At 64.5% G+C, this 25,122-nt stretch carries 26 protein-coding genes; 13 read left to right on the plus strand and 13 right to left on the minus strand.

The features are described 5' to 3' along the window. The first annotated feature begins 9 nt into the window (after positions 1–9). The 5 genes from AAFF32_RS06535 to AAFF32_RS06555 all read left to right on the plus strand — a co-directional run bounded on the left by AAFF32_RS06535 (position 10) and on the right by AAFF32_RS06555 (position 5,065). Positions 10–765 carry a helix-turn-helix domain-containing protein gene (locus AAFF32_RS06535; RefSeq protein ID WP_216960910.1) on the plus strand — a complete coding sequence of 252 codons (756 nt, stop codon included), beginning with the start codon at positions 10–12 and terminating at the stop codon, positions 763–765. Positions 766–870: 105 nt separating this feature from the next. Then, positions 871–3,144: a nitric-oxide reductase large subunit gene (locus AAFF32_RS06540; RefSeq protein WP_342316856.1), complete on the plus strand. Its 2,274-nt coding sequence runs from the start codon at positions 871–873 to the stop codon at positions 3,142–3,144. Between the two features lie 143 nt (positions 3,145–3,287). Continuing rightward, the gene (locus tag AAFF32_RS06545) at positions 3,288–4,517 is read left to right on the plus strand and encodes an NnrS family protein (protein WP_342316857.1); all 1,230 of its coding nucleotides are present in this window, start codon (positions 3,288–3,290) and stop codon (positions 4,515–4,517) included. Between the two features lie 7 nt (positions 4,518–4,524). Further along, entirely contained in the window at positions 4,525–4,923 is a 399-nt protein-coding gene (locus AAFF32_RS06550; RefSeq protein ID WP_216960904.1) for a SirB2 family protein, read from the plus strand. Positions 4,924–4,936: 13 nt separating this feature from the next. Further along, the gene (locus AAFF32_RS06555; protein WP_342316858.1) at positions 4,937–5,065 is read left to right on the plus strand and encodes a hypothetical protein; all 129 of its coding nucleotides are present in this window, start codon (positions 4,937–4,939) and stop codon (positions 5,063–5,065) included. A 123-nt stretch (positions 5,066–5,188) separates the two neighbouring features. Here AAFF32_RS06555 and AAFF32_RS06560 read toward each other — a convergent pair whose 3' ends face one another. Next, entirely contained in the window at positions 5,189–5,437 is a 249-nt protein-coding gene (locus AAFF32_RS06560; protein ID WP_216960902.1) for a hypothetical protein, read from the minus strand. A 27-nt stretch (positions 5,438–5,464) separates the two neighbouring features. On the opposite strand from AAFF32_RS06560, the gene AAFF32_RS06565 reads away from it, so the two are divergent. From AAFF32_RS06565 to AAFF32_RS06580, 4 genes are all read left to right on the plus strand, one after another. Further along, on the plus strand, positions 5,465–5,620 hold the full coding sequence (locus AAFF32_RS06565) for a hypothetical protein (protein WP_216960900.1): 156 nt from the start codon (positions 5,465–5,467) through the stop codon (positions 5,618–5,620). A 139-nt stretch (positions 5,621–5,759) separates the two neighbouring features. Next, entirely contained in the window at positions 5,760–6,815 is a 1,056-nt protein-coding gene (gene nirK, locus AAFF32_RS06570; protein ID WP_342316859.1) for a copper-containing nitrite reductase, read from the plus strand. 7 nt (positions 6,816–6,822) lie between these two features. Further along, on the plus strand, positions 6,823–7,572 hold the full coding sequence (locus AAFF32_RS06575; protein WP_342316860.1) for a formylglycine-generating enzyme family protein: 750 nt from the start codon (positions 6,823–6,825) through the stop codon (positions 7,570–7,572). After that, positions 7,569–8,123 carry an SCO family protein gene (locus AAFF32_RS06580; protein WP_342316861.1) on the plus strand — a complete coding sequence of 185 codons (555 nt, stop codon included), beginning with the start codon at positions 7,569–7,571 and terminating at the stop codon, positions 8,121–8,123. The genes AAFF32_RS06575 and AAFF32_RS06580 overlap by 4 nt, the downstream gene beginning before the upstream one ends. Before the next feature lie 45 nt (positions 8,124–8,168). Here the strand turns inward: AAFF32_RS06580 and AAFF32_RS06585 are convergent, their stop codons facing one another. Further along, complete coding sequence (locus AAFF32_RS06585) at positions 8,169–9,011, minus strand: AraC family transcriptional regulator (RefSeq protein WP_216960892.1); 843 nt, start codon at positions 9,009–9,011, stop codon at positions 8,169–8,171. Between the two features lie 114 nt (positions 9,012–9,125). Between AAFF32_RS06585 and AAFF32_RS06590 the strand changes: the two genes are divergently transcribed. Continuing rightward, positions 9,126–9,899: an alpha/beta hydrolase gene (locus AAFF32_RS06590; RefSeq protein ID WP_342316862.1), complete on the plus strand. Its 774-nt coding sequence runs from the start codon at positions 9,126–9,128 to the stop codon at positions 9,897–9,899. 204 nt (positions 9,900–10,103) lie between these two features. On the opposite strand, the gene AAFF32_RS06595 is transcribed toward AAFF32_RS06590, so the two are convergent. Next, positions 10,104–10,913, minus strand: a complete 810-nt coding sequence (locus AAFF32_RS06595) for a hypothetical protein (protein ID WP_216961907.1) — start codon at positions 10,911–10,913, stop codon at positions 10,104–10,106. A gap of 980 nt (positions 10,914–11,893) precedes the next feature. On the opposite strand from AAFF32_RS06595, the gene AAFF32_RS06600 reads away from it, so the two are divergent. The 3 genes from AAFF32_RS06600 to AAFF32_RS06610 all read left to right on the plus strand — a co-directional run bounded on the left by AAFF32_RS06600 (position 11,894) and on the right by AAFF32_RS06610 (position 13,648). After that, positions 11,894–12,223, plus strand: coding sequence for a hypothetical protein (locus AAFF32_RS06600; protein WP_216960887.1), 330 nt, complete (start codon positions 11,894–11,896; stop codon positions 12,221–12,223). A 382-nt stretch (positions 12,224–12,605) separates the two neighbouring features. After that, on the plus strand, positions 12,606–13,250 hold the full coding sequence (locus tag AAFF32_RS06605) for a hypothetical protein (protein ID WP_342316863.1): 645 nt from the start codon (positions 12,606–12,608) through the stop codon (positions 13,248–13,250). An 11-nt stretch (positions 13,251–13,261) separates the two neighbouring features. After that, the gene (locus AAFF32_RS06610) at positions 13,262–13,648 is read left to right on the plus strand and encodes an ATP-binding protein (protein ID WP_342316864.1); all 387 of its coding nucleotides are present in this window, start codon (positions 13,262–13,264) and stop codon (positions 13,646–13,648) included. Between the two features lie 399 nt (positions 13,649–14,047). On the opposite strand, the gene AAFF32_RS06615 is transcribed toward AAFF32_RS06610, so the two are convergent. From AAFF32_RS06615 to AAFF32_RS06660, 10 genes are all read right to left on the minus strand, one after another. Next, a complete protein-coding gene (locus AAFF32_RS06615) occupies positions 14,048–14,788 on the minus strand; it encodes an SDR family oxidoreductase (RefSeq protein ID WP_216960881.1) in 741 nt (246 codons plus the stop codon). Between the two features lie 491 nt (positions 14,789–15,279). After that, positions 15,280–18,471, minus strand: a complete 3,192-nt coding sequence (locus AAFF32_RS06620) for an autotransporter outer membrane beta-barrel domain-containing protein (protein WP_342316865.1) — start codon at positions 18,469–18,471, stop codon at positions 15,280–15,282. 48 nt (positions 18,472–18,519) lie between these two features. Beyond that, the gene (locus tag AAFF32_RS06625) at positions 18,520–19,596 is read right to left on the minus strand and encodes an autotransporter-associated beta strand repeat-containing protein (protein ID WP_342316867.1); all 1,077 of its coding nucleotides are present in this window, start codon (positions 19,594–19,596) and stop codon (positions 18,520–18,522) included. A gap of 421 nt (positions 19,597–20,017) precedes the next feature. Next, complete coding sequence (locus AAFF32_RS06630; protein WP_342316868.1) at positions 20,018–20,788, minus strand: SDR family oxidoreductase; 771 nt, start codon at positions 20,786–20,788, stop codon at positions 20,018–20,020. A gap of 73 nt (positions 20,789–20,861) precedes the next feature. Beyond that, a complete protein-coding gene (locus tag AAFF32_RS06635; RefSeq protein WP_342316869.1) occupies positions 20,862–21,701 on the minus strand; it encodes an oxidoreductase in 840 nt (279 codons plus the stop codon). Between the two features lie 20 nt (positions 21,702–21,721). Continuing rightward, positions 21,722–22,024 carry a putative quinol monooxygenase gene (locus AAFF32_RS06640; RefSeq protein ID WP_342316870.1) on the minus strand — a complete coding sequence of 101 codons (303 nt, stop codon included), beginning with the start codon at positions 22,022–22,024 and terminating at the stop codon, positions 21,722–21,724. Positions 22,025–22,355: 331 nt separating this feature from the next. After that, positions 22,356–22,916, minus strand: a complete 561-nt coding sequence (locus AAFF32_RS06645) for a flavin reductase family protein (RefSeq protein ID WP_342316871.1) — start codon at positions 22,914–22,916, stop codon at positions 22,356–22,358. Between the two features lie 25 nt (positions 22,917–22,941). Further along, positions 22,942–23,271, minus strand: coding sequence for a putative quinol monooxygenase (locus tag AAFF32_RS06650; RefSeq protein ID WP_342316873.1), 330 nt, complete (start codon positions 23,269–23,271; stop codon positions 22,942–22,944). Between the two features lie 65 nt (positions 23,272–23,336). Beyond that, positions 23,337–24,083, minus strand: coding sequence for an SDR family oxidoreductase (locus tag AAFF32_RS06655; protein WP_342316874.1), 747 nt, complete (start codon positions 24,081–24,083; stop codon positions 23,337–23,339). Positions 24,084–24,203: 120 nt separating this feature from the next. Next, positions 24,204–25,112, minus strand: a complete 909-nt coding sequence (locus AAFF32_RS06660) for a helix-turn-helix domain-containing protein (RefSeq protein WP_342316875.1) — start codon at positions 25,110–25,112, stop codon at positions 24,204–24,206. Positions 25,113–25,122 lie beyond the last annotated feature (10 nt).

Consider the following 25,122-nt stretch of genomic DNA (forward strand, 5'->3'; position numbering starts at 1 on the left):
AGCGGCCGCATGAATCAGGGCATCGTGTTTCCGCGCACCGACGCCTCGGTGCTCGCGGACGACGGCGACACATTTCACTTCTGCTCGACCTGCGCCTTCTCGCAGGCCTGTCTGTCCGAGGGCATGGACAAGGCGGCGCTGCAGGATCTGCACGTGCTGGTCGAACACATCGGTCCGCTGCATCCGGGCGAACACGTTTTTCGTGAAGGCGACGGGTTCGGCGCGATCGCCGCGGTTCGCGCAGGCACGGTCAAGACTTACATGGTGGATGCCGACGGCCGCGAGCAGGTGCTGGGTTTCCATCTGCCCGGCGAGGTGATCGGCCTCAACGCCATCCACGACGACCGCTACCCGTGCAACGCGGTGGCGCTGGACACGGTGATGCTGTGCCGGTTCTCGTTCCCGCGCATCGCGACGCTGGCCGCGCGGCTTCCCAATCTGCAGCGCCATCTGTTCCGCCTGATGAGCCGCGACATCGGCGTGGCCTCCCTGTTCGCGGGCGACCATTCGGCCGACCAGCGCATGGCGGCGTTCCTGATCGGTCTGTCGCGGCGCCTGGCGCAACGCGGGTTCTCGCCGCGGCGATTCCAGCTGACGATGTCGCGCACCGACATCGCCAACTACCTGCGCCAGGCGCCGGAGACCGTCAGCCGCGTGCTGCGGCGGTTCGAGCGCGACGGCCTGGTGCAGATCAAGCACCGCGACGTGGAAATCCTCGACATGCCCCGCCTGGAGGCGATGGCGCGGGCCGTGCTACGGCACTGATGCGGTGTCGAGTCGTGTCAATCAGATCGTTTCGCCTTGACATAAATCATGGAGGCGGGTGGTCACCCGGCCGGAAGATGCCTGCGCATTCACAGGAGCGCAGACATGACTTCCACTCGCAAGCTTTGGGCAGGCCTGGCGGTCCTGCTCATCGCCTCGTTCGCCGTCCTGCTATGGGTCGGTAGCGAGATCCACCGCCAGGCACCGCCGATGCCCGAGCGGGTCGTCGGACCGACCGGCGAAGTCGTCTTCACCCGCCAGGACATCCAGACGGGCCGGCAGGTGTGGCAATCGATCGGCGGCCAGCAACTGGGTTCCATCTGGGGCCACGGCGGCTACGTCGCGCCGGACTGGAGCGCCGACTGGCTGCACCGCGAAGCCGAAGCCCTCCTGGACGGCTGGGCGCGTCGCGAGGACGGCGTCGACAGTTACCGCAAGCTTGGCCCGGACACCCAGGCCGCGTATCGCGCACGCGTGCAGGCGCTGCTGCGTCCGAATACCTACGACGAAGCGACGGGGACGATTCGCCTGGACGCGGACCGCGTCGCGGCCATCGCCACCGTGGCGACGCATTACCAGAGCCTGTTCGGCGCCGATCCGGCCACCGCCGGATTGCGCGAGGCCTACGCGATGCGCAACGACACCGTGCCCGATGCGGAGCATCGCCGGCAGCTCACCGCGTTCTATTGGTGGACTGCGTGGGCGGCGGTCACGCAAAGACCGGGCTCCGACATCACCTATACGGCCAACTGGCCGGCCGATGATCTGGTAGGCAACCGGCCCACGTCGGGCGCGTTCCTCTGGACGGTTTTCAGCGTGCTGTTCCTGATTGCCGGCATCGCGTTGCTGGGTTGGCACTATGCGGTCAACCACGGCGAGGAAATGGCCCCGACGCTGCCGCGCACCGACCCGCTGGCCGCGATCCGGCTCACGCCGTCGATGAAGGCCACCGCCAAGTACTTCTGGGTGGTGATCGCACTGTTCCTGACGCAGATCCTGCTGGGTGCGATCACCGCGCACTACCAGGTCGAAGGCCAGCAGGCGTACGGCTTCGCACTGGCCGACGTGCTGCCGTATTCGCTGACGCGCACCTGGCACACGCAACTGGCGGTGTTGTGGATCGCCACGGCCTGGCTCGGCATGGGCCTGTACATCGCACCGGCGATTTCCGGGCATGAGCCGAGGTTCCAGCGACTGGGCGTGAACCTGCTGTGGACGTGCCTGATCGTCATCGTCGTGGGCGCGTTCGCCGGGCAATGGCTGGCGGTGATGCAGAAGCTCGGACTCCAGCACAATTTCTGGTTCGGTCACCAGGGCTGGGAATACGTCGACCTGGGCCGCTTCTGGCAGTGGTTCCTCTTCATCGGCCTGGTGCTGTGGCTGACGCTGGTGGGACGCGCGCTGTGGCCGGCGATCCGCAATGGCGGCGAGTCGCGTTCGATCGTGGTGCTGCTGTTCCTGTCCACCGTCGCCATCGGCCTGTTCTACGCGGCCGGCCTGATGTGGAGCGAACACACCTCGCTGTCGATGGTGGAGTACTGGCGCTGGTGGGTCGTGCATCTGTGGGTGGAGGGCTTCTTCGAAGTCTTCGCCGTGGCGGTGATGTCGTTCCTGTTCACGCGCCTGGGCTTGCTGCAGGTGCGCACGGCGACGACGGCGGTGCTGTTCGCCACCATCGTCTTCATGGCCGGCGGCGTGCTGGGGACGCTGCACCACCTGTACTTCGCGGGCACGCCGACGGCGGTGATCGCACTGGGCGCAAGCTTCTCCGCACTGGAAGTGGTGCCGCTGGCCTACGTGGGGTTCGAGGCGTACCACAGCTACAAGATGGGCAAGGCGACGCCGTGGATGCAGCGCTACCGCTGGCCGATCATGTTCTTCATCGCGGTGGCGTTCTGGAACCTGGTGGGCGCGGGGCTGTTCGGCTTCCTCATCAACCCGCCGCTGTCGCTGTACTACATGCAGGGCCTGAATCTGACGCCTACCCATGGCCACACCGCGTTGTTCGGCGTGTACGGAATGCTGGGCATCGGGCTGATGCTGTTCTGCCTGCGTGGCCTCAAGCCGGACGTGCAGTGGAACGAGAACGTGCTGCGCACCAGCTTCTGGGCGTTCAACATCGGTCTGGCGGGGATGGCGCTGTTCACGCTGCTGCCCCTGGGCATCCTGCAGTTGAAGGCGGCGCTGGAACACGGCTACTGGTACGCGCGTTCGGCCGAGTTCATGCAGCAGCCCATCGTCGATCTGCTGGTGTGGATGCGCGTGCCGTCGGACACGATCTTCAGTGTCGGTGCCGTGTCGCTGGCGTGGTTCGTGTTGCGGCTGTGGGTGGCGCCGCGGCGCGTGGCGGTGCCGCGGGGACTTCCGACTCAGGCCTGATCATCATCGCGGCAATCGCGCAAAGCCCGGCCGGAAACGGTCGGGCTTTGCCGTCTCCGTCTCCCTCTCTGTCCGGCGCGCGTCTGCATCGCATCTGACATAGATCAAGGCCCTGCCACCGGTGCGATTCCTACACTGCGCCCATGTTGCAGGCCATCCGATCCAACGACGCCTCCGCGCGCCACCTCGTGCAGGCACCGCATCGTCTGATGTTCTTCACCGGCGCGGGCAACGTGCTGTTGGCAATGGGCTGGTGGGCGCTGTGGCTCGCGGCCACGCGCTGGCCGGACTTGCTCGGCGCGTCGCAGCCTTCGGTTCCCGCCGGCTGGCTGCATGCCTTCATCATGCAGTACCTCGTGCTGCCGAGTTTCATCTTCGGCTTCCTGCTGACCGTGTTCCCGCGCTGGATGGGGCTGCCGGCACTGGAGCGCTGGCACTACGTGCCCGTCGGCGTCGGACTGATGGGCGGTCAGCTGGCCCTGCTGCTGGGCGCGTGCGGGCTGGAAGCGGCCATCGTGATCGGCGTGCTGATGGCCGTCGCCGGCTGGACCGCGGGACTGTGTTTCCTCGGCCGCCTGTTGCTGCGCGAGTCGGGCACGACCTGGCACGCGCGTTCGTGTTTCCTGGCGTTGGTGCTTGGATGGGTGGGGTTGCTGGCATTCCTCGCCTACGTGCTCGGCGGACCGCCGGTGCTGGTGATGCTGAGCATCCGCCTGGGCACGGTGGGATTGCTGCTGCCGATCTACCTCACCGTGGCGCATCGCATGTTCCCGTTCTTCGCCGGCAACACGGTGCCCGGGTATGTCGTGTGGCGTCCCCTTGGGTGGCTGGCGAGCGCGTGGGCGCTGCTGTTCCTGCACCTGCTGCTTGAACTGGCCCACGCATACGCGTGGCTGTGGGTCGCCGACCTGCCGCTGCTGGCGCTTTCGCTGTGGGCACTGTGGCGCTGGTGGCCGCGCGGGCGCATGCCCGGGCTGCTGGCGGTGCTCTTCATCGGCATGGCGTGGTTACCGGTGACGTTCGCGTTGTATTCGGCGCAAAGTCTGATCTTCGCCGTCACCGACCGCTTCGAGCTTGGCCGCGCGCCGGCGCACGCCTTGTTCATCGGCTTCTTCGGCAGCCTGCTCGTGGCGATGGTCACGCGCGTGACACAGGGACATTCGGGACGGCCGCTGGTGATGTACGCCGTGGCATGGTTCGCCTTCGTCGCGGTGCAGGTGGTGGCGCTGATGCGCGTGATGGCGGAGGTCATGCCGGACGCGTACGCCTGGCATGTCGCCGCGGCGATCGGATGGCTGCTGGCTTTCCTGCCGTGGGTCGGCCGTCTGGGCTGGATCTACCTCACGCCTCGCGCCGACGGGAAGCCGGGCTGAGGCCGCAATGATCGCCTTCTATCCCTACATCAAGCTGGCGCACGTGCTGGCCATAGCGTGCAGCGGGGCATGGTTCCTGTTGCGCGGCGCTTCGCTGCTGGCGGGCATGCGCTGGCCGACGGCCGCCCCCGCGCGCTATCTCGCCTACACGATCGACACCGTGCTGCTCACCGCGGCGATGATGCTGCTGACGATCCTGCCGGGTGCCCTGTTCGCCAATGGCTGGCTCGCGGTGAAGGTGATGCTGGTGGTGACGTACATCGTGCTGGGCTACTTCGCGCTGCATCGAGTACGCAGTCGGTTGGTGCGCATCACCGCGTTCGTCGCGGCGCTGCTGGTCTACGCGCAGATCTACTTCATCGCGCGCTCGCATCACCCGCTGGGACTCATCCACTTGTTGGCATGAAGGAAGAGACACGATGGCTCACTGGAGCGACACCTGCGAAGCGGCATCGCCCGCCTTCGCGCTTGTGGTCGAGGCGCTCGACGCCGCGGGACTGAGCACGCTGGCGGGCGCGGCGGACGACGACGTGCCGTCCGAACCGTAAAGCGACGCAGGCAGCCCTCGACCGGGCAATGCATCAGCGCCGACGGCGCGGCCTCGCCCCGTCGGGAGAGGCCGCGCCACGCGGGCCGGTCGCATTCATGTGAAGCGTCTACATCGGCAAGAATCAACCGCAACTGCCGCAACATCCGCCGGACGCGTCGTCGTTGCATTGCTCGTCACGGGAAGGGGCGGCTTCCACGCCTGCTTCGGTGAGGAGTGCGCGCACCTGACGTTCATCGAGCACGGTGTGGACGCTGAGGCGTCCGCTTTCGCGGTCGATGTTCACCACGGCGTCCGGGTCGGCCGTACGCAGGGCGCGGGTGATGGCGGCTTCGCGTTCGGTGTGCAGATGCGGGTTCACGGCGGAGATCATGGTCGGTATCCGTTTGAGTGGGCTGGAATGCAGAATCGTGCGGCGCTCAGGCTAGTGGATGCGGCCGCCGATTCCTTGACGAAGGTCAATGCCGCTGCGGATCGGGGAAGCGGCGTGCGCGAGTGGGTCGAATGCATCGACACGCAACGCCATGCGGCCGACATCGCCGTGCGCAAAAAATGATCCGGATCAAATCCGTATATGCCGTCTTGCATCAAGTTGCAGTCGTGCTGAATGGGATTGACATAGGTCAAGGCGGGTACGTACCTGCGAACCCTAACGTGCGCGCATCGGCCTCGGGCCCAATCAAGGTAGACAGTCCATGCTCCGCGCCTCCCGCAACGTGCTGCATTACGCGCTTGTCGTCGCCCTGGGAATCAGCGCACCCGCTGTCTTTGCATCCGAGCCGGCAGGCGCGCTCATCAAGGCCATCCTCACGGCGCCGCCGATGGTGCCGCCGCCCATCCAGCGCAACGCGCCGGCCAAGGTGTTGGTGGAGCTGGAAGTCATCGAGAAGGACATGCGCCTGGCCGACGGCGTCACCTACAACTTCTGGACGTTCGGCGGGACGGTGCCGGGCAGCTTCATCCGCGTTCGCCAGGGCGACACGGTGGAGTTCAAGCTGAAGAACGCGCATGACTCGCACATGCCGCACAACATCGACCTGCATGCAGTGACGGGTACCGGTGGCGGGGCCGAGGCGACGTTTACGCTGCCGGGGCACCAGACGCAGTTCACCTTCAAGGCGATGAATCCCGGGCTCTACGTGTATCACTGTGCGATGCCGCCGGTGGGCATGCACATCGCCAACGGCATGTACGGACTGATCCTGGTCGAGCCGCCGGAAGGCCTGCCGAAAGTGGACAAGGAGTTCTACGTCATGCAGGGCGACTTCTACACCGAAGGCAAGCACGGCGATCCGGGCCTGCAGCCTTTCAGTCTGGAGAAGGCCATCGATGAGCATCCGACGTACGTGGTCTTCAACGGTTCGGAAGGTTCGCTGACCGGCGACAACGCACTCACCGCGAAGGCCGGCGATCGCATCCGCATGTTCGTCGGTAACGGCGGGCCCAACCTGGTGTCCAGCTTCCATGTGATCGGCGAGATCTTCGATCGTGTCTACAGCGAGGGCGGATCGAAGTACCAGGAGAACGTGCAGACCACGCTGGTGCCGGCGGGTGGTTCGGCGATCGTGGAGTTCAAGACCGATGTGCCGGGCAACTTCGTCCTGGTCGATCACAGCATCTTCCGCACGTTCCACAAGGGCACGCTGGGCATCCTCAAGGTGGACGGGGAAAAGAATCCCTCGATCTACACCGGGCAGCAGTCCACCGACGAGTTCCCCGAACCTGCCCGCGCGCCCGCCAAGGGAGACTGAGGCGATCGTGCTGACCAGTGCACTGCTGTGGTGGTTGCTGGCGGCGCCCGCAACGGCGCCGCCCGACTTCGCCGTTGTGCCTGGCGGCATGTACCGTTCGACCGTGCGCTACGAGGGCGACGAGCGCCTTCGTCGCGTGGACGGTTTCGCGATGCAGCGGCGGGCCGTGACCGTGCGCGAGTTCGAAGCCTTCGTGCGCGTACAGTCGCAGTGGCGGCGCGATCGGGTGCCATCGCTGCTGGCGGACTCGGCGTATCTGGCGCATTGGCGCCAGGCCGATGCAGCAGGGCAGGCTCCCGAAACCCCGGTGACACAAGTGAGCTGGTTCGCAGCCGACGCGTACTGCGCTTCCATCGGGGCGCGTTTGCCCGACTGGACCGAGTGGGAGTTCGCCGCCGCCGCCGACGCCACACGCCGTGACGCGCGCGGCGATGCGGCTTGGCGCGCGCGTCTGCTCGACGACGGTACGCCGCGTGGCATCGACGCGCGTCCCGGCGCACCCGCCAATGCCTACGGCGTGTCGGGGCTGCACGGCGCGAACTGGGAGTGGGTCGGCGACCATGCCAGCCTGCTCGGCGACTCCGACAAGCGCGGTTCCGACGATGGCGACCGCCTGCGCTTCTGCGGTGCAACGGGCCTGTCGTTCGCCGATCGCGACGACTACGCGGTCCTCAAGCGCGTGGCGCTGCTGTCGGCGATGGCGCCGCGCAGCACGCTGGGAAACCTGGGCTTTCATTGTGTGCGGGAGGCTTCATGAGACGCGCAATCCATGCGCTGGTACTGGGTTCCGCGATGCTGCTGTCGGCGATGCCGGCACTGGCGCAGCGGGCGCTGCCCGGCGACTCGATCTATCAAGTGCAGGCGACGATGACCGACCAGTCCGGGCGCCATCTCGCCTGGCACGCCCTGCGCGGCCGACCGACCGTGGTTTCGATGTTCTATGCCGGCTGCCATGTGATGTGCCCGCTGATCATCGGCAGCGGAAAGTCCTTGCAGACGCAGCTGACCGCCGGTGAGCAGGAGCGGCTGGACTTCGCGATGATCAGCATCGATCCGGCGCGCGACACGCCGGCCGTCCTGGCCGATGTCGCACGCCAGCACCGTCTGGATACAAGGCGCTGGCGCCTGTTACAACCGCAGGCGCGCGATGTCCGCACGCTGTCGGCAGCGCTGGCAGAGCGTACTGAGCCCTGCGTGGATCCGCATCGTAACGACGCTGTTAGTTGCGGCTGGAGTGTGCTCAGTTCTTCAGCGTGTTCATGCGTCCTCGCCCGAGGTCTAACGAACCGAGCTTTTTACGCCAGGTGATGCGAAGTCGGTATTTGACGATGTCCGTTTCTGGCCGATAGCGGACTAGTCAGGCCTGCGCTGCACATGATTTCGCCCCCTCCACTCCCTGGGCGTTACCCCCACCTGCGCCTTGAACGCCCGCGACAGCGCCGACTCGCTGGCATAGCCGGCGTCGTCGACCAGTAACTTCAAGGGCTTTCCGCCACGCAACCCCTTCTGCACCAGCAGGATCCGCCACCGCTGCAGGTATTCGCCCGGCGTGCATCCGACCGTGGTGCGGAATGTCTGCGCGAACGAGCTACGCGACATGCCCGCCACCGCCGCCGACGCTTCCAGCGTCCACTCCTCGCGCGGCCGTTCGTGCATCGCGGTGATCGTGCGCCGCAGGCGCGGGTGCGCCAGGCCCGCCATCAGGCCGGTCTGCAGCTGCTCGCTTCCCATCTGGTGACGCAGCACCTGGATCAGCACCAGTTCGAACAGGCGGCCCAGTACTTCGCGGCGGCCGCAGCGCTGCTCGAAGGCTTCCTCGAACAGCAGGTCGAGCAGCAGGCGGGCGCCCATCAGCTGGTCCAGCGGCAGGCACAGGCAGGCCGGCAGCGCGGACACCAGCGGATTTTCGGTGCCGGACTCGAAGACCAGGGCCGCGCAGGCCAAGTCGGCGCCATCCTCACCTTCCACCACGAAGCGGTGGCCGCAGGGCCGCGGGTACAGCAGCAGGCTGGGCGTATCGATGGTGATCGGCTTGCCTACGGCGTGGTGCACCACCACCGTGCCGCGCCTGACCAGATGCAGCTGGCCCACGCCGTCTTCCGCCGCCAATTCATGGGTGCCGCAGATGGTGCCGGTGTTGCGGACCGTGGCCCGCACCGAGAAATTCCCCAGCAGGGCATCGAGCCTGTCGGTCATGTTTGGACTCCATGGCAAGTTTTCTGGACTTTACAACACATGACGTGCGGGCGACTCCGGGATAGTGGCCTCACCGGGAACGACCCGGCCGACACACACCTAAGGAACTCCGCCATGAACTTGCTCGCCCCGCTGGTCCTCGCCTCCGCCCTCGGCCTGAGCGCCGCCGCCACCGCCGCGACCCCTGACCCGATCGCCGACACTCGCCCGACCGTGGTCTTAGTGCACGGCGCCTTCGCCGACGGTTCGTCCTGGAACAAGGTCATACCGCTGCTACAGGCTCAGGGCCTGAACGCAGTCGCGGTGCAGAACCCGCTGACCTCGCTGGAAGACGACGTCGCCGCCGCCAACCGCATCATCAACGCCCAGACAGGTCCGGTCGTGCTGGTCGGCCATTCCTGGGGCGGTGCAGTCATCACCCAGGCCGGCGGCAACGCCAAGGTGAAGTCGCTGGTCTACGTCGCGGCCTTCGCGCCGACGCTCGGGGCCCACTCGGCCGCCGACACCACCGGCTTCCCGGCGCCTCCGGGCTTCGCGCACTTCATCGCCGACGCCGACGGTTTCCTCACTCTGCCCGCCGACGCCATCGCCCGCGATTTCGCTCAGGACGTGAGCGCCGCCGAAGCCAACCTGATCCACGCCACCCAGGGTCCGGTGCGCGGTGCGAACTTCGAACAGCGTGTCACCGTGGCCGCGTGGACCGCGAAGCCGTCGTGGTACATCGTCGCCGGCCAGGATCGCATGATCGACCCGGGCGCTCAGCGTGCGCTCGCGAAGAAGATCGGCGCCACCACCACCGAAGTGCCGACTAGCCACGTGCCGATGGTGTCGAGCCCGGAAGCGGTGGCGAAGGTGATTATCGAGGCAGCGCGCGCAGCCGCGAAGTAATCCTGCCCACAGGGTCTGTCGGGGAGTCCGCAGGGGCTTCCCGACGAACTGCGTTGATCAGTCGTCGAGCGATCTGCCGAAAAGCAGACTGAAGGCCTATCCAGCTGCGAATCTACGAAACCGCGATTCACGAAGCGTTCCAGTCTAAGGATTTGCCTTGTTCGATGTCTGTTCCTGGCCAATAGCGGACATCTCATCGGCACGTTAGCGGGTCGGAGGAACTAGATAGTCCAAACGTGCCCAGCCAGCCCGTATGCGCCGCGTGGCAGCCAGCCATGCCATGCGCAATGCTTGCGCATTTACTTGAGCGTGGTGTCGCTTCGCCGCTTGAAGGAACTCAATTCCGTTGTAGCGCTGGAGCCATGCCCGCATCGGCCTTGCCGAGAGGGCTCCTTCGGTAGGGAAGCGCCTGGCGTCCCGAAGATCGGATGCCATCAAGGCCATCAACGGGGCTGATCGCATGCGCAGCTGCGTATCGCAGTTCGTCGCAGTCCTGAGATCAACAAGAAGCTGCTCGAGGGTGCGCTCCTGCTCCTTGGCGGCCGGGTCGAAATCTTTCCTCACGTACTTCGATATGCGAGCAAAAAGGCTCGGACTCTCAGCCCTCCCAAACGTCTGGATCGCCAGACCTTCGTTCTCAGCGCGTTGCACGGCGATATCGTACTCAAGCGCTAACGTTTGCGCGCTAAGATCAGTATCCTCGATGCGATACGCAGGTTGGGTATCAAGTCGGATGCCAAAGAATCCGGGCATCGATTTGAGGGGGTCGGTGAATAAGGGGCTGCTGGAGGCGTTCATGATGTTCTCGGTCGAGCGGCTGCTCTGCTTGAGACGGGAGACGTCGTCGGGATGGGTAGCGTCCACGACGGAGGCACCGGCCGCGCTGCTGTGCAGATCGCCGCCCAAGTCGGGTGACAGGAGAGCGTCGGGCTCTATGCGGAGAGGACGGGCAGGGCGGCGCGGCTGAACAGCCATTACGACGTTGCGTCGTAGTGCGTACTCAAGCTGCGCCATTCCGGGTGATCTCAACGTGAGTCGGCAATGCCTTAAGCGCTCGCGGACTTCTCCACTGCAGCCCGGCTACGACGGGCCCCCGGAGTGCGCGTTCCGAAAGACCAGTCGTTGCGATCTCGGTACCTGGCCGTCTGCCCCTTGCGGTGGCCTGCGCACTTGCGGGTACGCGAGATGAACCGCGTTCCGCAGATTCGAGGTACGCATGTCAAGGACGCCCATAGTGTGAGGGCTCACGACCAGCCGTCGTCAAAGCCGCAGATGCGCCGAGCCCCTCGCGCCCCTGTGACCTTCCTATGGAGGCTCACCCAGGGGTGGTATACGCATATGAAAACCATCGTCGAGATGCTCTGGTCTACGCTGTCGGATGCAGTCAGGTCCCTGATAACACCCCTTCCACTGTGGTCGCCCGACCCGGGGTGGAGGGCGGCTACCGATGATCGCAGCCCGTCCGGCTCCTTACACAAAGCCTGCGTGACTTCGGTCGTCCCGGATGCCTCGCAAAGCACTGCCCTGAAGGGCATGCGATCCTGAGACCGTAACAGCTTGCTCACGTCACGCGGCGCAGCATCGAGAAGAAGTGAAGCCACGCGGTTAATCGGCGGAGTCCAAAGCCCGTTGATGTTGGTGCTGAAGCGGGCCAGAACGACCGGCCAGATTCGCGGTTCGAGTCGAATTTTGCCATTGGCGAAGCTTCGCGGCTTCGCCAATGTTCTTTGTGTCGGTCGGGACGCAGTCAAGAAACGCGAATCCAACGGCCATACCGCCGGACGCGTCGAGCCGGCAGGAGTGCGACAGGTGCCAGAGATCGAGTCGCCAGGCGCTGCCTGCCCGGCGCGAGGCACTTAAATGTTGCGCACCAAGCGGGCATGGAAGGAGCGACGGGCGTGCGGGCGGGTTGACGAAGAAATGGTCGTCCGAACCCGTGTCAGACGCGCGCGCGCACGAGAAACAACGGTCAGCAAGATTGCTGCAGTGCGGTCATGAACAAGGTAACGGTCATCGCATGTGTTTCGTTTGCATTCGCCATGGCAGTGGAGACGCTGGTGTGGGTAGCGTTTTTGCACCGCCTCAGGACTCGCCACCCGCAGCAGTGGCTGCATGCTTCCCAGCCGGTCCTCTGGCAGCACAGGACGTTGTTAAGCGCGCGCAGCACGATGCTTTATCTGCATAACCGGGAATACCTGGACAGCATGGACAGGGACGGCATTCGCTACTGCGGCCACCATCGCGACCTGATGCTGCTCGCATACTGGATTACGGCGATCACAGGCATTGCGGCCCTGCTGGTGTTGGCGCTGCATGGCTGGTGACGCGCGACGCGGATGAGGGAAGGACCTCGCTCCAATGACGCCACCGTGAGAACGCACGGCAGCGTCGCTCGCCATTCCGCTTGGTACCTGCGACGACGGAAGTGTCCGGCGCCGCGGCCAATGTCACTCATGACCCAAAGGATCTGAGAATGTGTTCGGTCCTCACCGCAGCGGCCTTCGCCTGCCGCTTGCACAGGCGGTTCCGCCGACAGACGGTAGATCGCTCCGCCGCTTCGCGATTGCGCGCTAGGGGTATGGTGCTGTGATGATGCACCGCTTTCTAATCGCGAATCGGGACGAACTGGCTGCTCGATGCAGGGTGAAGGTCAAGGCGAGGTCGGCCCGTGGCGTGTCCGGGGCGGAGCTTGAACACGGAATATCTGTGTTTCTCGAACAGGTCATCAGGACGCTGGAACTGGAGCAGACCTCAGATCCGCGGCAGAGCCGACGCATTTCTGGGCGCACCGGTGGCGGCAAGCCGGCCCTATCGGAGATAGGCGACACGGCGGCCCAGCACGGCAAGGAGTTGATGCAGCATGGCTTCACTGTCGAGGAAGTGGTCCACGACTACGGCGACCTTTGCCAGGCCATCACCGATCTGGCATTCGAGCTGGATGCGCAGATCGAAGTGGACGAGTTCCGGGTTCTCAATCGCTGCCTGGACAACGCGATCGCCAATGCGGTCACCGAATTCGGGTACCAACGCGATATCGTCGTCGCGGACCAGCACGCGCACGATCTGAACGCGCGGCTGGGTTTTCTCGCCCACGAACTGCGTAACCAGCTGGCGACGGCGACGCTGGCACTTTCTGCGATCAGGAATGGCAGCGTGGGCGTGACCGGTGCCACCGGCGGCGTACTCGAGCGATCTCTGGTGAATCTGGGCAACCTGATCGACCGCTCCCTGGCTGAGGTCCGGATGACAGCCGGCCTGCCACTTCAGAGCCGATTGTTCTCCGTCCGCGATTTTCTGGCGGAGCTCAAGCTTTCCGCCTCGCTAGAGGCCAACGTGCGTGGGCCACGCTGAAGGTGTCCGACGTGGATCCCTTGCTGGCCGTCGACGTGGATCGTGACCTGCTGCTCTCGGCAGCCGGAAACCTGCTGCAGAATGCCTTCAAGTTCTCGCGCCCGCACAGCGAGATCAGCGTCAATGCCTACGCCGTGGCGGATCGCATCCTCATCGACGTTGAAGACCAATGTGGTGGCCTGCCGTCAGGCGATGCGGAGAAGATGTTCCTGCCCTTCATCCAGAGAGGCCAGAACAGAAGCGGCTTGGGTCTGGGACTGTCCATCTCCCGCAGCAGCATCGAAGCCAACTCCGGTGTGCTGAGCGTGCGTGACGTGCCTGGTATCGGATGCGTCTTCACCATCGACCTCCCCCGGCACGCGCTGGGCGATGAACCCGCTGCAGTCGTGGAGCAGTAACCAGACCCTCCGCAGCAGAAGGCTCAGGAAGTGGCGAGGTAAGCCGGCGCATCAAATCGCGCGGCCAAAGGGTGCTGCTGATGACGTCGCCCGAGCAGATCCGCGCTCAACCAGTAGACTGGAATCAAACCTATCGGGTTGCCGAGTGCGTTCCTTCCAATCCCATGAGTTCGACTTGACGAGGCAGCACCTCATCGGTGCCGGAGGTCACGGGGCGTGGCGAATGTCCGCTTCCCGATAGCGGACATTCGGCCAGAGCCGAAGTGGAGTACTAGCGGGTGCTTTCGCCCCGAAGCGGATTTCGCTGGGCGGAGGCTGGAAGACCCGATGAGATCGATGACGTCGCCCACGTGTCCGGCCGGTTCGGTTCATGCGGGCGCGTGACGAGGCTTTCGCTCGCTAGATCGAGTAGCCACCGTCCATCGTCAGGCTCGCGCCGGTCATGTATCCGGCGTCCGCACTGGCGAGGAAAGCAGCCAGCGCGGCGACTTCGTCCGGCCGGCCAACCCGCTTCAACGGGTTTCGCGCGATCAGGGGTTCGAGGAAGTCGGCGGTGATGTCGGTTTCGATCGGGCCGGGCTGGATGTTGTTGATCGTGATCCGACGCGGCGCTAGGTCCAAGGCGAGTTCACGCACCAGCGTTGCGACGGCCGCCTTGCTCATCGCGTATACGCTGCTGCCCACGACGCCTCCGCGCACGGCGGTGTTGCTGCCGATGGTAATGATCCTCCCATCCTCGGCCATGCCTGCAGCCGCCGCCTGGATCGCCAGGAACACGCCACGTATGTTTATCGCCAGCATCTGGTCGAGGGTGTCGAGCGAGAACTCCTGTAGCGGGCTTCCCTTGTAAATGCCGGCGTTGACCACGGCCACATGGAGCGGACCGAACCGGGCGGACGCTCCACGCACGACGGACGTGATTGCCTCCGCGTCCGCACTGTCGGCCTGCAGCGCGATGGCGAGACCACCATCGGCCTGTATAGCATCGACCACCTCCGCCGCCTTGTCGGCACGGGACGCGTACGTGATGGCCACCGCGTAACCGTCACGGGCGAGGCGGCGGGCGATGGCGGCGCCAATGCCGCGCGAACCCCCGAAGACCAGCGCGGCCTTTGGGGTCTGTGAGGGCAGGTTCGTCATGTTCGAGTCCTTTGGATGGAGCCAGCAGACGATCCGCTGGCTTTGGACCATTACGCGCCTGCGGTGTATCCGGCGGATGTCGCCATTGCCGCCGCTTTGTAAGCCAATGCATCACAAGTTCGTTGCGACGCCTTCCGATACGACGGGCGTGGGGCTGACCGGCGAAGCTTTGCGCCACGGGTAGAAGGCCGCACGGAGTTCGGCGCTGAACAGATGGGGCTGTTCCCACGCGGCGAAGTGACCTCTCCTGCTCACTTCGTCGAAGTAGCACAGCGTTGGGTGCGCATGCTCGGTCCACGTCCCGGGCGCGCGGTAGATCTCGCCCGGGAAGACGGAGATTCATCCAAGCCGACTCCGCTTCGCGCGGCGTGATTCAGGCGCTGGCGAATGACTCATTCTGGCCGACAGGGGACCTGCGAGCATGCGAGCTAAAGGAGTGGACAGCCTCGAATGAGGTGCGGCCAGACGAACGTTGCGGAGCGCTCGTCACGCTACCAGTTCGCCCGAATTCCCAGTTTTCCGTCCCACGCATGCGTGTCGCTTCCATCGACCGACTGCTGGTAGCCGGCGCTCGCAAATATGAAAAGGTTGCGGCTGATTTCGGCGGTGAGGCCCACTTTGAACTCACCCCAGCTACCGCCGATGTCGGTCGGGAATGCGGCGAAACCGATCGCAGTTGAGAACTCGGTTTCGGGTTCGCCCTCGAAGTCATGCCAGGCCGACAATCGCGCCCAGCCGGAAAGCTGCAGCGGCTCGGTGGCGTCGCCCCGCTGCCAACTCCTTGCGGCGCGTGCGCCAAGACGCGCTGCGAACGAAGTCACGTCGTCGAAGCGGACCTGCGTGTTGATTACCGCGACGTCGTCCATGTCGATCGATTGGTACACCAGTTGTGCCTGCGGCTCGATGATCCAGCCGCTGCCACCCATGCCGAACGGGTACCCGCCTTCGAGCGACACCGCACCGCTCCAGCCATCGCTCTCCAGTGATGGCAGGGGGCGCGAGGAATTCGATCGCGCATCGACCCACGTCGCCTGCACGACGCCGTCCAGGTAGGCGGCGTTGGGCCAGTAATGCGTCCAGTAGCCGCCCAGGCTGTAACCCTCGATGAAGTTGTCGCCGGCGAGGGTGCCGTCGTAGTGCTTCACGTCGCTCTTGGCCAGTCCCAGGGCGAAGTACACGCCCGCGGTATCGCTGTGGCCGCCATCGCGCTCGCGACGCAGCAGATCGACGCCCCTTTGCAACGCAAAGAAGCGGTAGTCGTACGTCGGCCCTTCGCCATAAATGCCGTCGCGGCCTTCGCGTTCGCCGTCCACGCCGATGAGCCTGCCCCAGCTGCCTTCCAGGCCCGGGCCGCTGCCGAGGTCGCTACGTCCGCGCAGTTGGTCGAGCTCGCCAGTGCGCTCATGCAGGGTGTCGAGCAGGGTGCGTGCGTATTGCAGCGCGGTAGGCGCAAGCGCCGCGTACAGCGAGACCTCGCGGCGATAATTCGGTGGCGGTGGGGAAGGCCCAGGCCCCGGTTCGACGTCGTCGCACGGCAACGATGGGGCGTCCGGCGCGTTGCAGTCGATCGTGGAGCGCAGGAACCAACTCTCCGGCGCACTGTCGTCGAAGCTGCTGCGTTGCAAGGTGTACTCGTAAGGTCCGGCAAACACGGGCGCGCCGAGCGTGAACGCATTGGATGTGGTGGTGCTGTGGGCGTGGACCATTTCGATGCCGTTGTCTTCGGTGATGGCGCCTTCGCCGCCGACGTTGGTGATCAACAGTCGCGTGGCTCCGGTGGCGTTGGCATCGGGCCCGTCGAGCACGAGCCTGTCGGTGGGGGAGTCGTCGCTTTCGACCACGGTATTCAGGGCGATTGCGCCGCCGCGACCGAGGTAGTTGTGGGTGATGGTCACGCTGGTCCCCGGCGTGGCGCCTATATCGGCCAGCTGCACCGTTCCGGCGTTGTCGAGGTTGGCGAAGGTCTGGCTGATGCCATCCAGGAACAGCGTCGCGCCCGCCGCCACGGTCATCTGCGAGGTCGCGCCGAACGCGCCGGCGGCGCCGGCCTGCAGGGTGCCGGCGTTGACGCTGGTCGGACCGGTGTAGGTATTGTCTCCGGTGAGGATCAGCGTGGCATTGCCCGCCTTGGTCAATGCGCCCGGTCCGGTGATCGCGCTACTGACGGTGAGGTCGGTAACCGTGTCGAAGGCTCCGCCGCCGTTGTCGAGCGTGATCGGTCGTGAGAGCACGAATGCAGCCGTGTTGGCCAACGCGCCGCCATCGAACGTGATGGGCCCCATCGCCGCGCCAAGGTTGGCGTCGGAGGCGACCGACAACGTGCCGGCGTTGATCTGCGTTCCGCCGCTGTAGGTGTTCACTCCCGACAGAACCGTCCTTCCCGTTCCCTGCTGCACGAGGGCGCCCGTGCCGGAAATCGTGCCGTCGAGCGTGAAGGTGTCGGATCGGTTCACCGCCAGCGTGCCGTTGTTGACAATGTCGCCGACGACCGAGCCACTGGCGCCGCCGGCGCCCAGTTGCAGCGTCCCGGCTGCGACCGTGGTGCCACCGCTGTAGGTGTTGGCACCCGAAAGCGCCAGGGTTCCACTTCCCTGCTTGATGAAGCCGCTCGCGCCGCTTATCACGCCGCCGAAGGTAGTGTCAGCCGCCGCGCCCGCACTGAGCGTGCCACCGCCGTTGGCGATCGCGCCGTTTCCGGTGAGATCGCCGACCGTCGTATCGAAGCCGGCCATGTCCAGCGTGCCACCGCTGTTCACCACCAACGCGGTGCCGGTGGGCAATGCACCATCGACCCCCAACTGCAGCGTGCCGGCGTTGATGGCGGTGGGGCCGGCGTAGGTGTTGACGGCCATCAGCGCCAGCGTGCCGGCGCCGCCCTTGGTCAGTCCGCCAGGACCGGAAAGAACGCCGGACCAGGTCGCGCCCAGACCGTTGGTATCGATCGACGACGCACTGCCCGCAAGCAGCGTGACGTTGACGTCCGTCGTCAGCGCCGTGCCGGCGACCTGCACGGTGCCGCCGCCGAGGTTGAAGGCATACGTGCCGGCTTGGTTGAGGTAGTTGTGCGCCAGCGACGTGCCGCCGATCTGCAACGTGCCGCCGAGCAGGTTGTAGGTGCCGTTGCCACTGCCGGCCAGGTACATCGTGACCGCGTTGTCGATGGCGAGCGTTCCGCCGGTCTGGTTGATCGTGCCGCTGCCGGGATTGCTGGAGGCAAGGTTGTTGCCCACGACGAGCGTGCCCTGGTTCACCGCAACCACGCCGGTGCCGCCGAGGTTCAAGGTGCCGATGCTCGCGTTGGCGCCGTCGTTGCGGCCGAGGATGAAGAAGCCGGGGCCGTCGAAGGTCAACGATCCACCGGAGATGTCGTAGGTTCCGGTGCCACCCTGGTTGCCGATGTTGAGCGAAGCACATCGCGCGATGTCGCCGCAGCCGGCGAAGATGCGCACATCGCCGCCGGTCTGCGTCACTTGGCCGGTGGCGCCGAACGAGCCGACTTGCAGGCTGGTGTCCACCGCCAGCGAACCGCCGCTCACGGTCAAGGTGCCTGCCGAGGGCAGGCCCGTCACTGGATTGATGCTCAGGCCGAGCACGAGTGCATCGATTGCGGTGTTGCCGCTCGACTGCGAGAACGCGCCATCCATCACCAGGGTCTGGCCGCCACTGAACGTGGCGCCGTCCACGGTGAGTGTGCCCGCGCTGGTCTTGATGAACAGTCCGTGCGCGGGCAGTCAGCCTTCGCCGCCGAGATTGACCGCGCCGCCGAACGCTTCGTTGCTGGCAAGGTTCAACGCCAGCGACGTGGTGCCGACGTTGACGGTGCCGGTGCCGGTGAGGCTCGGCAGCACGATGGCCGGTCCGGGGAACGCCGGAGGAATCGAACCTGTCACCGCAGCGATGTCGAAGATGCCCGCAGCATCGACCAGGACGCCGCCGTTGAACACCTGGCTCGCGCCGGTCAACGCAAGCGTGCCGGCCGAGATCGTGGTGAGGCCGCTGTAGCCAATCGGTTGCGTCAGGGTCAGCGTGCCGACGCCTGTCTTGGTCAGGCCACCACCGCCCGACAACACACCCGACCAGTTAGCGCCGAAGCCGTTGGTATCAATCGTCGAGGTGGTGCCGGCGAGCAGCGTGGCATCGACGCTGGTGTTCAACGTCGAGCCGATGACCTGCACCGTGCCGCCACTGAGATTGAACGCGTAGCTGCCGCCCAGGTTGAGGTAGCTGTGTGTCAGCGACGAGCCGCCGATCTGCAACGTGCCGCTGGCCAGGTTGTAGGTGCCGGTGCCGCTGCCGCCGAGGAAGAGGTTCGCGGCGTTGGCGACGGTGAACGTGCCGCCGGTCTGGTTGATGGTGCCGCTGCCGGGATTGCTCGCGGCCAGGTTGTTGCCGACGACGATCTGGCCCTGGTTCACCGTCACCTGCCCGGTGCCGCTGAGGTTGAGGATGCCGGTGCTAGCGTTAGCGCCGTCGTTGCGGCCGAGGATGACGAAGCCGGGACCGTCGAAGACCAGCGATCCGCCGGAGATGGTGTACGTGCCCGTACCGCCCTGGTTGCCGATGTTCAACGAAGCGCATCGCGCAACATCGCCGCAGCCGGCGAAGATCCGCACGTCGCCACCGCTCTGGTTCACCTGGCCGATGGCGCCGAACGAACCGATGGTCAGGCTGGTGTCGATCGTCAGCGAGCCGCCCGATACGAGCAGCGTGCCGTTGGTGGGCTGACCCAGCGGGTCCGTGCTGATGCCGAGCACCAGCGCGTCGATCGCCGTGTTGCCGCTGTTTTGCGCCAGCGCACCCGCGAGCACGAAGGTCTGGCCGCCGCTGATGGTCGCGCCATCATCCGACCTGCCGCTTCGACAAAGCCCGGCGTCATCACCGTTCCGGGCGGTATCCCCGCGATGTCGGCCGCGGCCTGGGGCTGCGTGACCTGGCTGGTGGATGCCGGCTCTCCTTTTGGGGCGGACGCCGATGGCGCACCTGGCGCCGGAACTTCAAGGCGAAGTACCTGTAAGCCCGAAGAGTCGACTCCTGGCCGATAGCGGATGCCTGATTGCTGGTACCGGCGCCCGATGCACCGGCCACCGCGATCAAAACGTTCTCCTTGGCCCATTCGCTGTCCTTGTAGGCCTGCTTGCGTTCGACCCTCCGTTGCAAGGGCCTGTCATCACAAAGCAAAGCACTCGATCGAACGAAAAGCCCGGACGATGGTCCGGGCTTCTCGCGCCCCTACTTGCCCCACTCCGGACCCCCATCCGTGCAGGTCTGCCCCCCATCAACCGGCAAGACAATCCCGGTGATCCAGGCAGCTTCGTCGCTAGCAAGAAAAGCGACCGCCGAGGCAATCTCTTCAGGTCGGCCTGCCCGTCTCAGCGGAATACGGTCCCAGGCCTTTTCGAGAAGCGCGTCATCATCCATGATGGCTTCGACCATGCCCGTGACAGTCAGTCCAGGTGCAACTGTATTTGCTCTGACGCCGAACTTGCCGAGGTCGCAGGCGGCGCAGCGGGTCAGGTTTGCGACGCCGCCCTTTGCTGCATTGTAGGCCGCATGGCTCCAGCCCCCACCAAGGGATGAAACGGAACCGATGTTAACGATCGAACCCCTGGTCTCCTTGAGATGCGGAACTGCTGCACGACTCATGTAGAAGACGCCCGAAAGGTCTGAAGCAATGCACTCGTCCCAATCCTGATCGCTCGTCTCGTCTATAGTGCCGACGAGATTCATGCCGGCGGCGTTGACGACAGTATCGATACGGCCGAACCGCCCGACGGTCGCTGCGACGAGAGCGTCACAGTCCGGCCGTGAGGAAACATTGGCGACAAAGATGCCAACGCGGTCGGCCGGCATTCTTGAGGCAGTATCCGACAACCGCTTCTCGGTTCTTCCGGAGATCATCACGGATGCTCCTTCCTCGAGAAGCCGGGTGGCAATGGCGGCGCCGATACCGGAACCACCGCCGGTCACAACAGCCACTCTTCCTTCAAATCGCTTTGACATGACACACACTCCTTCCTTCTGCGCGGCTTGCGCCGCCGCAGTTACGATTGCTCTATAGGTTTAGCGGGATGGATTAGCTCGCCGGAAAGTCGGCCGAACGGGACAAGGCTTCCCAGGCGAGGACGTTCGCCTTTAGCTCATCCGCCTTCTTCAGGGCAGCGTCCGCGGCGTCATTGCCGAGCGGAAGGTGTTGCGGAGGCTGTGGCGCCAGCACGGCTTCCCGGATGGCTTTCGCCCCGCGCGCCGGGTCGCCAGCCTGCTTTCCGACCGATGCATGGTAAGCACGGCGTGCCTCGCCGGCTGTGTCAGCGTAGTCGTCAATGGACGCGACGACCTCACTCGACGAACCTGCCCATTCAGTCCTGAAGGCGCTCGGCTCTACTGTCATGACGCTAATGCCAAGGGGGGCCACTTCTTTCCGAAGCGTGTCCGATAGGCCTTCCACCGCGAATTTGGTGGCGCAGTAGTAGCCCACGCCTGTGTAGCCGACGAGACCGCCGATCGATGTCAGGTTGACGATCGTGCCACTTCGACGACTCCGCATCAGCGGAAGGACTGCATGGATCGCGTTCGCGGTGCCGAAGAAATTTACGTCAAACAGGCGGCGGGCATTCTGTTCTTCAGTTTCCTCGATAGCACCAAAGAAACCGATGCCGGCATTGTTGATCAACACGTCGATCCGACCGTAGCGTGCTTGGGCAGCGTCGACAGCCTTCTGACACTGCTCCCTGTCGCTAACGTCGAGGGGAAGGATCAGGGCATCTCCTTTCTGTTCAAGATCAGCGATCTTGTCAGTTTTGCGTGCTGTGACCACAACCTTTTCACCGGCCTCCAGCAGGTGTTCCGCGATACAGCGACCGAAGCCGGTCGAGCATCCGGTTACAAGCCAAACTTTAGGGTTTTGCGTGCTCATTTCAAGTACTCCTTTCCATTTCAGGCCTGCGGGGATCGTTGCTGGTACCCGCATATTTCTACGTCTTCGACGCACAAGTCGGCGACCTTCGCCATGAAAGCCTTGACGTAACGCGTACTCATATGCAGGTCGAAGTCCGAGTGGTGCCGCCAGTCCTCGATCACCATCCACACGTCAGGAACGTCATTGGACTGGTGGATCTCGTAGCGTAAGCAGCCTTCTTCTTCGCGGGACGGAGCGACGAGCCCAAGGAGTTCATCACCCAGGTCCCGTGAGCGGCCCGGCTTTGCCGTGAAGTAGGCCACATTGGTAAGTTCAGTCATTTCTGTTCTCCTTAAGTTGTTAGTGCCACAGCCAAATAGTCGCGGCATGGCGGGAGAAGATCTGCCGCGCTTTGGTGGAAGCTGTCGCGATCTTGCTCTTTTCTTCAGGCGTCGTTGATAGCGATGGTGCGTTTGCGGCCGCAGCACACGATCGCAGCCAGCATGCCGCCAGCGCGAGGTGTAAACGCCGGCATCGATGTCGCCTCCGACGCGGGGCTGAGCAAAAGAATGGCTTCCGCAACTACGGCCCCCTGGCCTACAACCCGACTGGGACCAGTTCTCACTACGCTGTCCAGGCAACGACCACTGAACCCGAGTCCGGGCCATCGCTTCACAGGTTCTGCGGCTTAAACTTCGAGCGCCTACTGATGTGCCCCCCGGAAACCATAAACTCCCCGTTTCCACGGTAATGCAGGGTCTCGGGACGCTTCGGTGAAGTGGCCACGTGCGCCTTCACGATCTCCCAGATGAAAAGTCCGTACTCGTCGATCTGACGATCGTCAGCTAGCTTGCATTCAAAGTTCGCATAGCATTCCGTGATCAGCGGGGCGTCTACGATCTGCGCACGCCCGGGCGTGAGGCCAAATGTACCGAACTTGTTGATGCGCTCGGCGCCGCTGGAGTTGCCTACGGCCACTACGGTATCCACCATGTCTGCGGTGGGGAGGTTGATCACGCATTGCCGGCTGCGTCGGATCATCTCGAAGCTATGGTTGCCTTCCCAGATGTAGCAGCCAAACAGCGCCGGCGAGAAGCCCAGCATCATGTGCCACCCCATGACCATGATGTTGTCCTCGCCCTTCCAGCGCGAGCTAACCAGAACGATCGGGCCCGGCTCCAGAAGCTGCCGAACCTGGGTGAGCGGAAAGCTCCTCTTCTCGTACGTCTTCATGTGTCTCTCCTCTCTGACAGACTCGTCAATCCTCGCGGTTCGGCGCAGGGCGCGAGTCAGTCGTTGAACGTTTGCGATAGGTGCGAATGTCGGGGTCGCCGTCGCACAGGCTTGGAACCATGCTCAGGAAAGCGCGGACATACTCGGTCTCCATGTGCGAGTCATAGGCCTCGTTCGAGCGCCAGTCTTCAACGGCAATCCAAAGCCCGTCGTCGCTTGCGTCCTGAAAGATTTCATAGCGCAAGCTGCCGGCCTCGCCCCGTGAAGGCGCCACAAGCGCCAGCAGGCTCTCGCCGAGTCGTTCCTCCTGGCCGCGGCGTGCCGCGAAGAACGCAATCTTGCTGACAATGGCCATGTGCAATCTCCAGAAGGCGGCCGCCGCCTGACAGCGGCGGCCGCATGAGCTGAATCAATGGGCCGTTACCACGGCTGGTCGGTCGGGAGAACAAACAGCTCGGCGACGTTGACGTAGTCCGGGGCCTGCAAGGCAAACAGGATCGTGTCGGCGATGTCGTCGGCCTTGAGGAAGGCCATCTGGCCACGGAGGCTTTCCATCTGGTCGCGATAACCCTTGTCCGAGACGTGCTCGAAGAGTTCGGTATCGACAGCGCCCGGCTGGATGCAGGTAACGCGGATGTTGTGCTTCTTGCCGACCTCCAGACGCAAACCCTCGGAGAAGGCAGTCACCGCATGCTTGGTGGCGCAATACACGGTCAGACCCGGGAACACCTTGCGGCCGGCGATCGACGACGTGTTGAAGATGTGGCCGGAGTGCTGCTTCTGCATGTACGGCAGGGCCGCAGCCGTGCTGTTCAGAAGGCCCTTGATGTTCACGTCGACCATCCGCGCCCATTCGTCGGTCTTGAGCGTCTCGATGTCGGAGATCGGCATCAGGCCGGCGTTGTTGAACAGGATGTCGATCGTGCCGTAGGCCGTGATCAGTTCATCGACGCCGGCCTGCACCGACGCGGGATCGACGACGTCCATCTGGATGGCGACGGCTTCACCACCGTTGGCCTTGATCTGCGAAACCAGCTCCTGCAGACGATCGATGCGACGGGCGGCAAGGCCCACCTTCACGCCCTGGGCGGCCAGCTTGAGGGCAGTCGCAGCGCCGATACCACTGGATGCACCCGTGACGAGAGCGATTTTTCCGTTGAGATTCATGAGATTCACCTTGAGAAGTGCCGCCGACGGGGAGGGTTCGGCTTCAGCACGGAGCGTAGGTTGCGCCTTCCGCTAAGGTGGATCTCCGGCGATCTTGCCGCCGCTGTTGCGATTCTGCTATCAGGTTTCGCCGCGGTATTCGCGCGGCGTCACGCCGACTTCCCGGCGGAACACCTGCGCAAAGTGGCTCGCGCTCGTGTAGCCCACGTCAAGAGCCACTTCGATGATGGGCCGCGTGGTCTCGCGCAGCATCTGGCGGGCGCGCTCCATCCGCAATCGAATGAAGAAGTGTGATGGCGTGTAGCCCGTGCTCTTCTTGAATGCGCGTCCGAAGTGAAACTCGCTGAGTCCGACTTCCCGTGCCAGGTGGGCCAGGTGAAACTCCTGGTCGAGCTGCGCTTCCATCAATTCCGTAACACGCCGCAGCTTGAAGGCAGGCAGCCCGCCGCGAGGCCGGCTTTCCGTTTCGCGAGCGCGACCATAGCGGCGAACCAGGTGGATGGCCAGACTCTGCGCCAGCCCCTGGACGAACATGGCACTGGGCTCTCTCGACGACATCAGCTCAACGCGAAGCGGCTCAAGAAGCGCTGAAAGTATCTCGTCCTGAGCGCCGGAAACATCCTGCAGCTCAAGCTGCACTTCCTTCCCCAGGACCTCGGCAGCAGCGCGCTGAAGCAGCTGGAGACCCAGGTGAAGGTGCATGACCGAGAACGGGCGATCGCCCTCGGCTGTCCATTTGAGTTCATAGGGCTCGGGTGCGTTCGTGAGGAAGAAGTCACCGGCGCAGACGCGGTTCGCGACCCATTCACCACCCAGTTCACGCTCCTCCACGACAGCGCTCCCCGACAGGATCCACACAATCAGTGGCTCTGGAACTGCCGGGATAAGCAGGCAGTCCTGAACGCGATTCCGCTCGAAGACTTGAGCGAGAAGGTCATTCCACGCCCGGCCCTTGGCAGCGGCTACGCGCGTGCCAGGAACCAACTCGTCGAGCGCTTCGGAGGAACTATGACGTACGTCTGCGGTCATCGCTACCATC

This window comes from Lysobacter sp. FW306-1B-D06B (assembly GCF_038446665.1).
GTDB lineage: Bacteria > Pseudomonadota > Gammaproteobacteria > Xanthomonadales > Xanthomonadaceae > Lysobacter_J.

What these genes read in the sequence shown, in the direction of transcription:
- AAFF32_RS06535 (WP_216960910.1), top strand. Translation starts at nt 10, where the DNA reads ATGAATCAGGGCATCGTGTTTCCGCGCACCGACGCCTCGGTGCTCGCG.
- AAFF32_RS06540 (WP_342316856.1), top strand. Translation starts at nt 871, where the DNA reads ATGACTTCCACTCGCAAGCTTTGGGCAGGCCTGGCGGTCCTGCTCATC.
- AAFF32_RS06545 (WP_342316857.1), top strand. Translation starts at nt 3,288, where the DNA reads ATGTTGCAGGCCATCCGATCCAACGACGCCTCCGCGCGCCACCTCGTG.
- AAFF32_RS06550 (WP_216960904.1), top strand. Translation starts at nt 4,525, where the DNA reads ATGATCGCCTTCTATCCCTACATCAAGCTGGCGCACGTGCTGGCCATA.
- AAFF32_RS06555 (WP_342316858.1), top strand. Translation starts at nt 4,937, where the DNA reads ATGGCTCACTGGAGCGACACCTGCGAAGCGGCATCGCCCGCCTTCGCG.
- AAFF32_RS06560 (WP_216960902.1), bottom strand. Translation starts at nt 5,437, where the DNA reads ATGATCTCCGCCGTGAACCCGCATCTGCACACCGAACGCGAAGCCGCC.
- AAFF32_RS06565 (WP_216960900.1), top strand. Translation starts at nt 5,465, where the DNA reads ATGCAGAATCGTGCGGCGCTCAGGCTAGTGGATGCGGCCGCCGATTCC.
- nirK (WP_342316859.1), top strand. Translation starts at nt 5,760, where the DNA reads ATGCTCCGCGCCTCCCGCAACGTGCTGCATTACGCGCTTGTCGTCGCC.
- AAFF32_RS06580 (WP_342316861.1), top strand. Translation starts at nt 7,569, where the DNA reads ATGAGACGCGCAATCCATGCGCTGGTACTGGGTTCCGCGATGCTGCTG.
- AAFF32_RS06585 (WP_216960892.1), bottom strand. Translation starts at nt 9,011, where the DNA reads ATGACCGACAGGCTCGATGCCCTGCTGGGGAATTTCTCGGTGCGGGCC.
- AAFF32_RS06590 (WP_342316862.1), top strand. Translation starts at nt 9,126, where the DNA reads ATGAACTTGCTCGCCCCGCTGGTCCTCGCCTCCGCCCTCGGCCTGAGC.
- AAFF32_RS06595 (WP_216961907.1), bottom strand. Translation starts at nt 10,913, where the DNA reads ATGGCGCAGCTTGAGTACGCACTACGACGCAACGTCGTAATGGCTGTT.
- AAFF32_RS06600 (WP_216960887.1), top strand. Translation starts at nt 11,894, where the DNA reads ATGAACAAGGTAACGGTCATCGCATGTGTTTCGTTTGCATTCGCCATG.
- AAFF32_RS06615 (WP_216960881.1), bottom strand. Translation starts at nt 14,788, where the DNA reads ATGACGAACCTGCCCTCACAGACCCCAAAGGCCGCGCTGGTCTTCGGG.
- AAFF32_RS06630 (WP_342316868.1), bottom strand. Translation starts at nt 20,788, where the DNA reads ATGTCAAAGCGATTTGAAGGAAGAGTGGCTGTTGTGACCGGCGGTGGT.
- AAFF32_RS06635 (WP_342316869.1), bottom strand. Translation starts at nt 21,701, where the DNA reads ATGAGCACGCAAAACCCTAAAGTTTGGCTTGTAACCGGATGCTCGACC.
- AAFF32_RS06640 (WP_342316870.1), bottom strand. Translation starts at nt 22,024, where the DNA reads ATGACTGAACTTACCAATGTGGCCTACTTCACGGCAAAGCCGGGCCGC.
- AAFF32_RS06645 (WP_342316871.1), bottom strand. Translation starts at nt 22,916, where the DNA reads ATGAAGACGTACGAGAAGAGGAGCTTTCCGCTCACCCAGGTTCGGCAG.
- AAFF32_RS06650 (WP_342316873.1), bottom strand. Translation starts at nt 23,271, where the DNA reads ATGGCCATTGTCAGCAAGATTGCGTTCTTCGCGGCACGCCGCGGCCAG.
- AAFF32_RS06655 (WP_342316874.1), bottom strand. Translation starts at nt 24,083, where the DNA reads ATGAATCTCAACGGAAAAATCGCTCTCGTCACGGGTGCATCCAGTGGT.
- AAFF32_RS06660 (WP_342316875.1), bottom strand. Translation starts at nt 25,112, where the DNA reads ATGACCGCAGACGTACGTCATAGTTCCTCCGAAGCGCTCGACGAGTTG.